This is a genomic window from Acinetobacter sp. AR2-3 (assembly GCF_001878775.1).
Lineage (GTDB): Bacteria > Pseudomonadota > Gammaproteobacteria > Pseudomonadales > Moraxellaceae > Acinetobacter > Acinetobacter lwoffii_D.
This window is the reverse complement of record NZ_MJIQ01000002.1, coordinates 1-13759: the sequence shown is the minus strand read 5'-3', so window position 1 is coordinate 13759 and position 13759 is coordinate 1. Positions and strand designations below refer to the sequence as shown.

General features: G+C 41.2%; 9 protein-coding genes and 1 pseudogene. 3 read left to right on the top strand and 7 right to left on the bottom strand.

Annotation, left to right across the window (positions count from 1 at the left end):
- Positions 1–517 precede the first annotated feature (517 nt).
- Positions 518–2041, bottom strand: a complete 1524-nt coding sequence (locus BFN00_RS00265; protein ID WP_071850116.1) for a TerC family protein — start codon at positions 2039–2041, stop codon at positions 518–520.
- Between the two features lie 741 nt (positions 2042–2782).
- Between BFN00_RS00265 and BFN00_RS00260 the strand changes: the two genes are divergently transcribed.
- The gene (locus BFN00_RS00260; protein ID WP_004278843.1) at positions 2783–3247 is read left to right on the top strand and encodes a MarR family winged helix-turn-helix transcriptional regulator; all 465 of its coding nucleotides are present in this window, start codon (positions 2783–2785) and stop codon (positions 3245–3247) included.
- Positions 3248–3325: 78 nt separating this feature from the next.
- Here BFN00_RS00260 and BFN00_RS00255 read toward each other — a convergent pair whose 3' ends face one another.
- The 5 genes from BFN00_RS00255 to BFN00_RS00235 form a co-directional block, all read right to left on the bottom strand.
- Complete coding sequence (locus BFN00_RS00255) at positions 3326–3988, bottom strand: SOS response-associated peptidase family protein (RefSeq protein WP_071850115.1); 663 nt, start codon at positions 3986–3988, stop codon at positions 3326–3328.
- A gap of 92 nt (positions 3989–4080) precedes the next feature.
- Positions 4081–5529, bottom strand: coding sequence for an aldehyde dehydrogenase family protein (locus BFN00_RS00250; RefSeq protein WP_071850114.1), 1449 nt, complete (start codon positions 5527–5529; stop codon positions 4081–4083).
- 129 nt (positions 5530–5658) lie between these two features.
- Positions 5659–7824, bottom strand: a complete 2166-nt coding sequence (locus BFN00_RS00245) for a malate synthase G (protein ID WP_004278846.1) — start codon at positions 7822–7824, stop codon at positions 5659–5661.
- Positions 7825–8190: 366 nt separating this feature from the next.
- Positions 8191–9342: a cell division protein ZapE gene (zapE, locus tag BFN00_RS00240; protein ID WP_071850113.1), complete on the bottom strand. Its 1152-nt coding sequence runs from the start codon at positions 9340–9342 to the stop codon at positions 8191–8193.
- An 84-nt stretch (positions 9343–9426) separates the two neighbouring features.
- Positions 9427–10434, bottom strand: coding sequence for a helix-turn-helix domain-containing protein (locus BFN00_RS00235; protein WP_004645451.1), 1008 nt, complete (start codon positions 10432–10434; stop codon positions 9427–9429).
- Between the two features lie 144 nt (positions 10435–10578).
- On the opposite strand from BFN00_RS00235, the gene BFN00_RS00230 reads away from it, so the two are divergent.
- Positions 10579–12075 (top strand): flavin-containing monooxygenase, encoded by a 1497-nt coding sequence (locus BFN00_RS00230; RefSeq protein ID WP_071850112.1) that lies wholly within the window; start codon positions 10579–10581, stop codon positions 12073–12075.
- Positions 12076–12143: 68 nt separating this feature from the next.
- Positions 12144–13052 (top strand): LysO family transporter, encoded by a 909-nt coding sequence (locus BFN00_RS00225; RefSeq protein ID WP_071850111.1) that lies wholly within the window; start codon positions 12144–12146, stop codon positions 13050–13052.
- 405 nt (positions 13053–13457) lie between these two features.
- Here BFN00_RS00225 and BFN00_RS00220 read toward each other — a convergent pair.
- Positions 13458–13656: pseudogene (locus BFN00_RS00220) on the bottom strand (IS5/IS1182 family transposase); the annotation flags it as partial.
- Between the last annotated feature and the right edge of the window lie 103 nt (positions 13657–13759).

Here is a 13759-nt window from a genome sequence, read left to right as displayed (position 1 = left end):
TAGATTGATCCTGCTCATTTGCTCTATTGACCTCATTAGAAATGTTTTGTCTAGCTCTTTCGGAGATCATTTTTGAGTAGTTTTATTCTGAACTGAGTAGGCTTCATGCAACTTATCTAGTGATTTCCACACAAACGGTTTCCATTTTACTTAAGATCTGTTTGCATCATGCAAATCTAGTTCATGTGAATTGTAGTTCAATTTTTTGTCAGTATTTAAATATGACTTTTAAGTTTTGATTAACAGGTTACATAAATCAATATTTAAAGCCTGATCATGCTTATTTTTGATTGCTGATTTGACTTTTTCGGCTTTAAAATTTCAGTGCAATACTAGGATATTCAGCTCAATCGGGAACATGACTAATAGTATGAATAGACTAATAAAAATCAGTTCAAACAATGAGCTAACTTTGATTTCAATAAGTCAGCTTTACAAATATGCATTAAAAAAGCCAGCTGCCACTAAAGCAACTGACTTTTAAGATTTGAATAAATAACGTGTTTAAAACACCTGTTTAACCTGCGTAATGAATGCTGACCGACTTGATACGATTGCTTTCAATTTCAGTGACTTTGAACTGTACACCTTGATAATTTAACTCGGTGCCCACGTCAACCGTACTGTTGGTTTTATCCAGAATCAAACCCGCAACACTGATATAACCGGCATCTTCATCAATCAGATCAATTATGCCAAGCTCAAGCTCAAGCTGATAAAGATCTAACATGCCCGATGCAATCCAGTGCGTATCATCGATTTTAACTAGATCTAGCTGTTCGTCTGCATCCGGGAATTCACCAGCAATTGCTTCAAATACATCTAGCGGTGAAATCAGACCCTGTACATTACCAAACTCGTCACTCACCAAGACCAAAGAACCTTTAGAAGTACGCAAGGTATTAATCGCGTCAATAACTTTCATCTTTTCAAAGATATAAATTGGGCGATGACGTTTAATCAGTGCTTTTAATTCTTCCGGCTCTTCCAGTACATCCAATAATTCTTTGGCACGTACTACGCTAATCACCTTATCTAGGCTACCGCGACATACCGGGAACAGACTGTGTGGAACAGACAGAATTTTTTCACGGATCTGTTCTGGGCTATCTTCCAGATCAACCCATGAAATCTGACCGCGCGGCGTCATGATCGAAGCGACTGAACGCTCTGCAAGGGTAAGCACCCCACCAATCATATAGCGTTCTTCATCTGCAAAGGTTTCTTGTGCCTCATTATTTTGACTGTCGGTCGTCTCTAGCTTGCCACCCATTAACTTCAGGATCGAGTCAGCCGTACGATGACGCAAAGGAATCTTGGATTCATGTTTAGCAGCATTACGCTGACCGAACTGGTTGAATGCTTCGATTATGATCGCAACACCAATACCTGAATAGATATAGCCTTTTGGAATATGGAAACCAAAACCTTCTGCAATCAGGCTGATACCAATCAAAAGTAGGAAGCTTAAACACAGAATCACCACGGTTGGATGGCGATTCACAAAGTTGGTCAATGGTTTCGATGCCAGTAGCATCACGCCCATTGCGACAATCATGGCAGCCATCATGACATAAATATTGTCGACCATACCAATGGCGGTAATCACTGAATCTAAAGAGAAAACAGCATCTAAAACAACAATCTGTGCAACAACAGCAGTGAAACTTGCATATACCACATTGGTAGACACTGTGACTTCAGGTTTACCTTCAATCTTTTCATGCAGCTCAGTAACGGCCTTATACACCAGGAACAAGCCACCAAATAACAAGATCAGGTCCCGACCGGAGAAGGTCCAGTCAAACACAGTAATCAATGGTTGTGTCAAAGTGACCAACCAGGCAATGGCAAATAACAGGCCTAGACGCATGAATAATGCGAGTGACAAACCGACAACACGCGCTTTATCGCGTTGTTCAGGAGGAAGTTTTTCAGCCAGAATGGCAATGAAGACTAGGTTATCAATACCTAAAACAATTTCAAGAATAATAAGAGTAATTAAACCTACCCAGATTCCGGGATCTAATAAAAATTCCATTAGAGAATTACCCCGTTCGAGTAAGCTAGAAATAGAGATGGAAGATCAACGCACGGCGAGGGATCCATTAAAATAAAACCTATGCAACTTAAGACTATTCCATTATGCATAAACTGAGTATTTTGTAATGTATTAATTTACAAAAAAATTACATGATCATGATTTTACTGAGACTTTTACGACCGACTGGTTGATGCTGAAACTGATTAATTTTAATTTTTTCTACATCATTTATTCTAAATGAATTAAAAATAAACAGCATTTAGTTCGATTAGGCTATTATTTTTAAGGTCACTTAAAGATTAGAGCATAAACTATTTTTTTATTGAAAGAACAATCACTTAAAAATATAGCTTTAGATAATCATTTACTACATTGACTAAAACCACTCCATCATCCTATATATCTTAAATCGATTAATTTATTAAAATACAATTGTTTGTATTAAAATTTATTCAGACAGGCTGCTTAAGAACAATAAAAAGTCTCGGAAAACATTTCTAATCGCGAAATACATAATGACGAATTAAATTTATACAAAATATTATCGCCTTTCATCCGATTTTAAAGAACAATCTCCGCGTCAGATAAGGCTCACATGCAGAACTGATCAACTCCTTGGGATGTTAAGCAAAACTAAAAGTGTTAGCGCTTTAACATTTTTAAAATAAAGGTTGAAATATGCATAAACTTTTTCATAAAATGAAAGGGCCCTAGAAAAATAAATACAAGGAACATTTCATGACTAAGAAATATGCAAAATTTTTGCCGTGTACGGAAGAATTTAATTTAGAAAACTTTCCATATTATTGGGTAACTCAGGTTCATGCTCAATACGTCGTTAATGTCGATCATGCACTAAAAAAGTATGGTGTTGACAATTCCCGCCGCCGCATCCTTCTTGCACTAAAAGCCAAACCGCATGCCAGTGTTTCTGATTTGTCAGAGATGGTTGTTTCTAAAATGTCGACCACGACTAAAATTGTCTACCGCTTAAAAGACGAAGGTCTGGTTGAAACCTATTCATGTGAGGATGACGCACGGATTACCCGAGTATTTTTGACCGACAAAGGCATGCAAATGACGCATAAGATCAATGATCTGACAAATGTGGTACTGGAACAGTCATTTGAAGGCCTGACGCCTTTGCAAATTGAAAAAACCATGGAAAGTTTACGTCATATTTTCAAAAATTTAGCTCGTTAAGAGACCTACTTTTTATTTTAAATAGACGCTGGCGAATTGGCGCATACTTTACAATAATAAATAATTCGCCAGAGCTTTCTAAAAATCAAAAAAGTTCAGTTGTGGACTGACTTTTTTGATTTTTTCTTTTGGTACATGTGAACATTCAAACTCTTCTACCGGAAAGCCCTCTACAAAGCTACGAATATCCGGATGCCTTAGCGTTAGCCATTCTTGCAGTCGCTGCTGTGGAATCACAATAACCGAGCGTTTGATATTACCCGGCTCATGAAACTCCTTCATCATGGGATGGTCAATTGCATCCATGGTAATCATACTGGCAGAGCGTACAATTTCCCCTTGTACCCGAGCAATCTCATACACAGCTGCAATAAAAGTCGCCTGACCATCTTTACGTCTTACACCCCAACGCTGCGGTTTATTGTCAAAATATTTGGACTCATAAAATTCCGATACCGGAATGACGCCAAAATGACATTTGGCAGTGGCCTCAGCAAAAGTGGGCTTTTGCAGTAAGGTTTCATTTCTGGCGTTATAGGTCTTGGTGCCTATAGTTTTGTCTTCTGCCCATTTCGGAATGAGTCCAAAATTCACGGAACGCCATTCCAGTCCTTGAGCGGAATGAAATAAAAGCGGTGTAGCATAATTGGGATAGACCTCCTCTGGATATTCAAAAGGAATTTCTGGCAATCCCAGATTATGCAACTGCTCTAAGGTTAAAGGCTTAAAATTGGCGCACATGGTTCATATATGTAAATCATTCGACCATAACATTATACCGTGATGCCAAGTCGAAGCCTGTCGTATTTCTATAGTTTTAGGCGCGTTGACTGTTATGAATTCGGTACCGTCAACCAATGTGTCCGGGTAAACTCTTCAAAAATCCAGCGACCATTGAAACGACCCAATCCTGAATTTTTCTCGCCGCCAAAGGGCGCATTTGACTGGTCTGCCACACTAATGCCATTAATATGTGTCATACCGATATCCAGTTGTGCGGCAAACGCGCTGCCTCGCTCGATGTTTGAGGTACATACTGCACTGGATAAACCAAACTCGGTCGCATTGGCCAGGTTTAAAGCATGTGCTTCATTCCGGGCTTTTAAGATAGGTAAAATCGGACCGAAGCTTTCTTGCTGCGCCAGATCGGAATCTTCCGCGACATCAATAAAAATATGCGGATAGACCAGATTCCCTTCAATTCCTCCTTCATACACCAGTTGTGCGCCCTGCTCGCTGCCTGTTTGAATGATCTGTTGATGCTTTTCAACCTGACTCTGATTAATGATCGGACCGATCACGGTATCTTCCAGATTTGGATCACCCACCGGAATCATTTTGATCCGATCCAGGAGCTTATCTACATAAGCATCATGGATAGAGGCATCGACAATGACCCGGTTAGTACTCATGCAAATTTGTCCCTGATGCATAAAACGCCCCATCAGCGTTAGTTCAACCGCAAGATCAAGATCGGCATCATCCAGAATGACCAAAGGTGCATTGCCACCCAGTTCAAGTGCCAGACGTTTGATTCTCGAACTGGCTAGAGCCTTACTGCCAACACTTTTTCCCACTTCGGTGGAGCCGGTAAATGAAATCATTTTCGGCACTGAATGCTCAACAAAATAATCCCCGATTTCACTGCCAGCACCGGCAACAATATTCAGTGCACCTGCAGGCAAACCTGCCTCTTCAAATAATTTACCAATTAAGGTGCCGCCAGTCACTGGTGTATCACTGGCTGGCTTCAGCACAACGGTATTACCACAGGCAATTGCAGTTGCCACTGAACGTAAGGATAAATGAAATGGAAAGTTCCATGGACTAATGACAGCAATCACACCTAAGGGCTTGCGCAAAACCATACTTTTACGTGCCGGATCCTTACTTTCCAGCTGTTCTGTTTGGATCCAGTCTGGAAAAGCCAGACTTTCCTGAATGATGCCCAGAGCAGCATCCACCTCAACGCTGGCTTTAATGCGCGTACTGCCTGATTCAATAATGAGCCAGTCAATGATTTCGTCCCGACGCTGCTGAATAATTGTCATCACATTTTGCAGCACTGTTTTTCGTACTTCAGTGGGATTCAAAACACCCTGCTGAAAAGCCTGCTCTGCTGCGGTATAAGCACTGTCGACATCGACAGAACTGGCAGCTGCCATACTAAAAATTTCACTCTGGGTATAGGGATTAATATTTTTTATTATTCTGGTTGAAGTACCAGCTTGCCACTGACCATGAATAAACTGCTGGTCTAAATTTTGATATACCGTTGTCATTTTATTGTTTCCTCACATGCTTTGCCCCCACTTTAAGAGTTCAACTGGAAAATTTCTAGTCAAAACAACGACGGCTTACCATTAGACAATAAAAAAGCCTCCGAAGAGGCTTTTTTAAGCTAGACAGGATTAGTCACCTGTATAACCTTTTAACTTTAAACGCGCTGCGTGCAGAAGCGGCTCGGTATAACCTGATGGCTGCTCACCACCTTTAAAAATCAGGTCAGATGCTGCCTGGAACGCAATATTGTTGGCAAAGTCAGCAGACATTGGCGTATACAGTGGATCATTGGCATTTTGCTCATCCACAATTTTCGCCATACGTTGCATCACTTCTTCTACTTGCTCACGACTTACGATACCGTGACGCAACCAGTTCGCAACGTGTTGTGAAGAAATACGTAGAGTCGCACGATCTTCCATTAAACCGACATCATTGATGTCTGGCACTTTAGAACAACCTACACCCAAATCTACCCAACGAACGACATAACCCAAGATACCTTGACAGTTATTTTCGAGTTCTTTGGTTTTTTCTTCTTCAGACCAGTTGGTGTCTTTCGCCAATGGCGGTGTCAACAAATCATCCAGAGATAAAGGTTGAGTCGACAATAGCTCTTGCTGACGGTCTGCAACATTAATCTGGTGATAGTGAATCGCGTGAATCACCGCACCTGTAGGTGATGGAACCCATGCACAGCTCGCCCCCGCTTCAGGATGTTCAGTTTTGGTTTTGTACATGTCAAGCAGCATGTCTGGCTTTGGCCACATGCCTTTACCAATCTGTGCTTTACCACGTAAACCTGCTTGCAGACCAATCATCACGTTACGGTTTTCATAAGCCGGGAACCAGATTTGGCCTTTTACTTCGCCTTTACGAACGAATGGACCAGCTTCCATAAAGGTATGGATTTCGTCACCAGTACGGTCCATGAAACCTGTATTGATGAAGATAGTACGATCTTTGGCTTGTGCAATACAGTTCTTCAAGTTCACAGAAGTACGGCGTTCTTCATCCATAATCCCGATTTTTAAAGTTTTTGCAGGTAAGCCGAGTGCCTGTTCTGCACGTTCAAACAATTCAACGGCAAATGCCACTTCTTCAGGACCATGCATTTTCGGCTTAACGATATACATTGAACCTTGACGCGAGTTCTTGATGGTGTTTTCACCTTTGATGTCTGCAAAAGACAATAATGGCGTAACCAATGCATCCATGATGCCTTCATAGATTTCTGCGCCATCTACCAGAATCGCAGGGTTCGTCATTAAATGACCAACATTACGCAGCAACATCAATGAACGGCCGTGAACTTTAGTTTCACCACCTTCTACATTTTTGAAAGTACGGTCTTCATTCAGTTTACGGGTAACAGTTTTACCGTTTTTCTCAATAGACTCTTCTAAAGTACCTTTCATCAGGCCTAACCAGTTACGGTAGCCTTCTACTTTCTCTTCAGCATCAACAGCTGCAATCGAGTCTTCCAAGTCCTGAATGGTCGTAACCGCAGCTTCAAGAACTACATCTTTTACACCAGCGGCATCAGTTTGGCCAATCGGGCTGCTGGCATCAATTTGCACAATAGCGTGCAGGCCATTATTTTTAAATACGATTTCAGTCGGTGCTGAAGCTTCGCCATTGTAGCCAACGAATTTAGCTGCATCTGCCACAGTTGTTTTTGAACCGTCTTTTAGGGTAACAACCAGTGCATTAGCTTCAACTGCGTATTGAGTTGCATCTGCATGCGAACCTTGTGCCAATGGGAAAGTTTCGTCGAGGAAATTCTTTGCAAATGCGACAACTTTTTCACCACGTTTCGGGTTATAGCCTTTGCCTTTTTCCGCGCCATCTTCTTCAGAGATGACATCGAAGCCATAAAGTGCATCGTACAAAGAACCCCAACGTGCGTTTGCAGCGTTCAAGCAGTAACGTGCATTACGTACTGGTACCACCAACTGTGGACCTGCCAGTATTGCAATTTCTTCGTCTACATTTTCAGTGCTGATTTGAAAATCTTCTACTTCTGGTAACAAGTAGCCAATTTCAGTCAAGAAAGCTTTGTAAGCTTGTAATTCAAATGTGTTATTGCGGTGCCATTCATCAATTTTCGCCTGAATGTCATCACGCTTAGCCAAAAGTGCTTTATTTTTAGGGCTAAGATCAACAACGACTTGTTCAAAGTTTTTCCAGTATGTTTCGCTGTCTAAACCAGAACCTGGTAGTGCTTCATTTTCGATGAAATCGTAAAGTTCTTTAGCAATCGCTAACTTGCCTTTTTGAATACGTGCAGTCATTGTCTTTCCTGATATTGCTACTTTTTATACAAGAGATTCTAGTATACCGATTAAAATCTAGCTGAATAGTATTATCACATTGCTAAATACTGAGCATTTTTTCCAATATGAATACCCTCATAAACATATTTGATATTTCTCAGTTGCAAATAGATATCATTCTGCTAAATACCTTAATGACAGTGTATAAAGTTTTCGAAATGTAGAAATTAGACTTAAGTTCAGATTTTCGAGTAAAAATTATGCATTCTAATTATACACGATCATATTTAGATCAAGATTAAGCCATGTTTGATCAGGCTTGTCGATAATTTAAGTACCTATTTTTATAAAAAAAGCGCCAGTAAATAACCAGCGCTTTTATTCTTACTCTCCGTTCACGGAGGCGATTTTCTCAATCTGGCGATGTTCAGAATTCAGGTATTCATCCGACTGCATTTCCAGCAAACGGGAACGGGTCCGTTCAATTTCAAAGGCGAGTTTCTCACCTTGATAAATATCCACGATATTATCTTCCGAGGTTAAGAGCAACTTGACGCCGCGGTCATAAAATTCATCCACCAGATAAATAAAACGGCGTGTTCCATCATTCAGGAAATCGGTCAGGTGCGGCACATTGCTGACCAAAACCGTATTATAAATATTGGCGATTTCAATAAAATCAGCCGGACTGCGTGGCTTTAAACACAGTTCAGAAAATTCACACCACAATACATCTTCAGTATGTGACACGGTTTCAACAACACGGTTGTTGATAATAATCGGCTCTTCAGAACAGGTCTGAGTCTGGGTCAAAGCGCTAAAACGTTGAGCAATCCAGTTTTTATGATCATGTGTTAACGGGAATTTAAACAGTTGTGCCTGTTTCAAAACCCGTAGACGGTAATCGACTCCGGCATCGACATTTAAGACCACACAGTTTTTCTTGACCAGTTCGATGGTAGGCATAAAACGGTCACGGTGAATGCCGTTCTTATATAAACCGTCCGGTGCGATATTCGAAGTAGCGACCAAGGTGATACCACGTTCAAACAGCTTCTGGAACAGATCGCTCAGGATCATTGCATCCGTCACGTTAGACACAAAAAATTCATCAAAACAGATGATGACCGCTTCTTTATAAATCCGATCCGCCACGATATCTAGCGGATTACGCTGTCCGGATAATTTGTTTAACTCACGATGCACATGCTGCATAAAATGGTGAAAATGCATCCGGGTTTTACGGCGAAACGGAATCGAATCGTAAAACTGATCCATTAACCAAGTTTTTCCACGCCCCACACCACCCCACATGTACACCCCTTTCGGAGATGTCTGACGGCGAAAGCGGCGAAATGCTTTTTTCGATGCCTTAAAACGCTGAATCAATTCCAGCCAGACACGATTCAGTTCATGTACTGCCATTGCCTGTGCTTCATCAGGCATAAACTGTCCCGAAGAGATCGCTTGTGCATAACGTTCTGCAGGAGAAATCGGACTAAAAGCGGTGCTGTGCTGTGAATTAAAATCGGACATAGAATTTCGTACTATTTGGGATCAATTTAATTATAGCGGAGTTTAATCAACACGCTATAACACTTTGGCATAAACTAGCTTAGGCTATTTTATATATTGCCGAGGACTTTGCCCAAACCAGCGTTTAAAGGCATGGTTAAAAGCGGCTGGCTCGGAATAGCCTAATAATTCTGCAATCATTTCAATCGAATACTGTTTGTATTCAATCAGTCGCAAAGCCTTATCTTTAATAATTTCTTCGCGAATCTGCTTATAACTGGTATCACACTGCTGTAACTGATGCCGTAAGGTTCGTTCCGGGATATTCAGCGCCTGTGCCGTTTCAGCCATGCTCGGCATCAGGCCGCTTTGGATCTCCAGATAATCCTGCACGCGCTGCACCACAGTCGGCGTCTGCTCATCCTGTTGCAAGCGTTCCAGTTCAGCCAGACATTTGGCTTCATAGACGGCAAAAGTCACCGCATCCGCAGAGGGAATTTTAATATCCAGCACTGCTTCATCAAACCAGAATGCTGCCCGAGATGCATCAAACTGTACCTGTGTTCCATAATAATCATGGTAGACCTTTAAGGTATTCAGATCTTCTGGATAGGCAAATGGCAACTCGATCCGCAAATCAGGTTTGGATAAGCCCATCAATTTGTAGATTTCCCGGATAAACTTAAACGTTCCGGAAATCTCTGCCTGTGCCAGCAACATTCTCAAATGATCATCCTGCTGCTTGGCTCGATAACATAGCGCACTATGATGCTCGCTTTGCTGCAAGGCCAACTGACCGGTCAAATGCGTCAACTGCTGAAAACGGATCACCTGATTCAATGCATCACGTACCGTAGGACTGGTCACCAGCAACATGAGTAAGGGACCATAACCTGCCAAAGCATAATGCTGGCCAATCAATAATCCCTGTTCAGGTTGGATTTCCTGTCCCACCACCTTAAGCACATCATGTTCCAGACTCGGATGGATCACCGAGCTTGGATCAAAGGCATCTACACGCAGCCCAATGTTTTGCAGTTTCTGATCGACCTCCATGCCAGCCTTGCGCATTCCTTGAATCAAATACATCAGACTGAGAACAGAACGTTTCATAACCATACAAATACAATGTGATTATTCTAGTTGTACTATAAAAATAATGTGTCGGCTATTGCCGTTTAGATCAATTTTCTATCTAATCTTTATGGAGCGAATTACGATAAATATCCAACATTAAAATAAGTAAGGAATGTACTGATGCTAGATTATGCCACCGCTACACGTTCCCATCCCCATACTAAAGTTGCCATTATTGGAGCTGGTTTCGGAGGGATTGCCATGGCAATACGTTTACAACAGCATGGTATTTATGATTTTATTATTCTTGAAAAAGGTAGCGATTTTGGCGGAACCTGGCGGGACAATCAGTACCCTGGAGCAGCCTGTGATGTGCAATCACATTTATATTCCTTGTCATTTGCACCGAAAAGCAATTGGTCCAAGCGTTATGCAGAAGCACCCGAGATATTTTCTTATATTCAGGATCTGGCGACCGATTATAACCTGCGTGCTTTTTGCCGTTTAAATACCGAAGTTCTGGCAGCACATTACCAGGCAGAACGCTGTCTATGGCAATTACAGCTTCAGGATCAAAGTATCCTTGAAGCCCAGTTCGTTATCTTCGCTTCTGGGCCATTGCATATTCCCCAAATCCCACATATTCCCGGTATTGAGAAATTCCAGGGTAAAGTCTTTCATTCTGCGCAATGGGATCACACTTATGATGTAACTGACAAAAATGTTGCTTCAATCGGGACAGGTGGCAGTGCCATTCAATATATTCCGGAAATTGCCCCGCAATGCAAACATCTGTATGTCATGCAACGTACTGCAGCCTGGATCATTCCCCGAGATGAACGTGCCTATCCGAATCTTGAAAAGAAGCTCTTTAAAAAATATGACTGGTTTAGAAAGCTACACCGTGCCCGCCTGTATTGGTCAAATGAATCGCGTGTGGTACCGATTGTCAAACCTGGCATTATGAAATTCACCCAAAAACTGGCGGAACTATTCATTAAATATGAGGTAAAAAATCCTGAATTGGCCAAAAAACTGACCCCCGACTACATCATGGGCTGTAAACGCATTCTGGTCTCGAATAAATACTTCCCGACTTTTAACCGTACCAATGTAGAACTGGTGACTAACAAGATTCAGGAAATGACTGAACACAGTATCATTACACAAGATGGAACAGAGCGGCCGATTGACTGTCTGATTTATGGCACCGGATTCATTACCGATCCGCGCATCTATATGAAGAATTTTCAATGTACAGGGCTCGATGGTGTAGAACTGAATGAAGTCTGGAAACAAGGCGCTGAAAGTTATTATGGAATTTGTGTGAAAGACTTTCCAAACCTGTTTCAGTTATTGGGCCCAAATACCCTATTGGCACACAATTCTGTGATTTTTATGATTGAGGCGCAAGTTGAATATATCTTAAAGTTGATGCAACTGGTCGATCAATTCCAAAGCGATGCCATTATGGTCAAAGACCAGGCACAAGATACATTTAATCAGCAGATGCAACATATGTTTGAAAAGACTGTGTGGCAATCTGGCTGTGTCAGCTGGTATCAGCAGAAAGGCGGCAAGAACTTTGCCTTATGGCCGACTTATACCTGGAAATACTGGCTCAAAACAAAAAAGCCAAATGTCGCGGATTATCGATTATTGAATAAACTCGCCTAAAAGCTTTTTACCATCTGACATCAAGCGGTGGCATAATTTATAGGTAATTTTTTCAATCCATTAAACTTATGCAATCGCTTTGGCTTATCTTTCAGCTTCTATTTTGTCTAGCAATCGGTTTTGCCATGGCAAAACGAATTCCGATTTCGATTATTAAAATCTGTTTCAAGCTATTGCCCTATTTTAGCTATGTTTTATTGATTGCAATTGCCTTTGAATTTTCACAATTGGTAGATGAATTGCAGCATCCTCTCCAGATTTTGAGTACGTCGATCAGCATTGCCTTTCTGACCTCCCTAGGTGCTTTTGCATTTTGTTATCTACTATTTAAATGGGCAGGTTATCTTCCGAGTTCAGGCCGAGTCTCCGTCGACCTGGTACTTAAATCCTTGCTGAATATGAGCTATGCCTTTTTGGCTCTCGCAGGTGGATATTGCTTACATGCGGGCTTGAGTCTGTTTGATCTATCCGTGCAAATCAGCACCTGGCATTTGTTGCTGGTATTTATGTTCATGATTGGCCTGGATCTGGCTTATTCACCTTTAGATCGTTCCTGGTTAAATTTTAAAATTCTCTTAGTTCCGATTGGTTGTATTTTTGGTTCATTATTTGCAGTCATGCTTTATTCATTCTGGAATACAGACATCAGTCTAAAAGATTTGATCATGCTGTCACAAGGCTATGGATTTTACTCAATGTCAGGCGTTGTCGTGACAGAACTTCGAAATGCAGAACTCGGCAGCATTGCGCTAATGAATGACCTGTTTAGAGAAATTTTTGCCATCTTACTCATGTATTGTATGGGCTGGAGATACCCAAGATCCGCCATTTCCGCAGCGGGTGCAACTGCGATGGATGTGACTCTACCGATGGTTAAACAGGCCTGTGGGCATGATTTTATTCCACATGCCATGGTCAGTGGTTTTATTTTGTCACTGTTAGCACCAGTCATGGTGAGTGTACTGGCAGCGATTTAATTACTTTATCACTTTCTCAATCTCACTAAATTCCTCTTTTATAAAGAGGAACTCTCCTCCCTGATTCAGTTTAAAAGCAGAATTTTAAAACGAAGCACAAGCAAGGAGGCCGAGAGGGCTGACTAAAAACTTAAATCAATATCACTTAAGGCATCGCCTACTGTTTCAATAACATCCGAAGCAAGACTGATGGCATCAGATGCCAAACTGACCACATCGATCCCCGCTGTCCGATCTGCTGAGCTTGCCTGCTGTTGTTGCTATTCTTGTTGCTTAAGCTGTTCTGCCTGTTGAATATTTTGAATCACGTCATTCTGTACTTTTTCTAATTGTGGTTCAGATGAAGTCATCATTTTTCCTTTTTATTTTATAATCATTTTTTCAATATATAGGGTCTGTTGACATTTACTGTTCATAATTAACCCTATAAAGGTAGCCATAAAAATATACAGGCTAAAGCAACAGAACTTTGATAATTTCTTTTGAGCTTGTCATATCGAGTAGCTATTCCTCTAAATTGCTTTAATCTACAAAACATATTTTCAACTAAATGCCTGATTTTATATAAATACCAGTCCATATGGTCATTGTTCGATTGGCTATTCGCTGTCTCTTATACACATCTCTGTCTTTCATCAAACAACACAATTCGAATAACATATCCCTTCCGAATATATGCTTCTAACCATTCTAACGACACTCCTCAT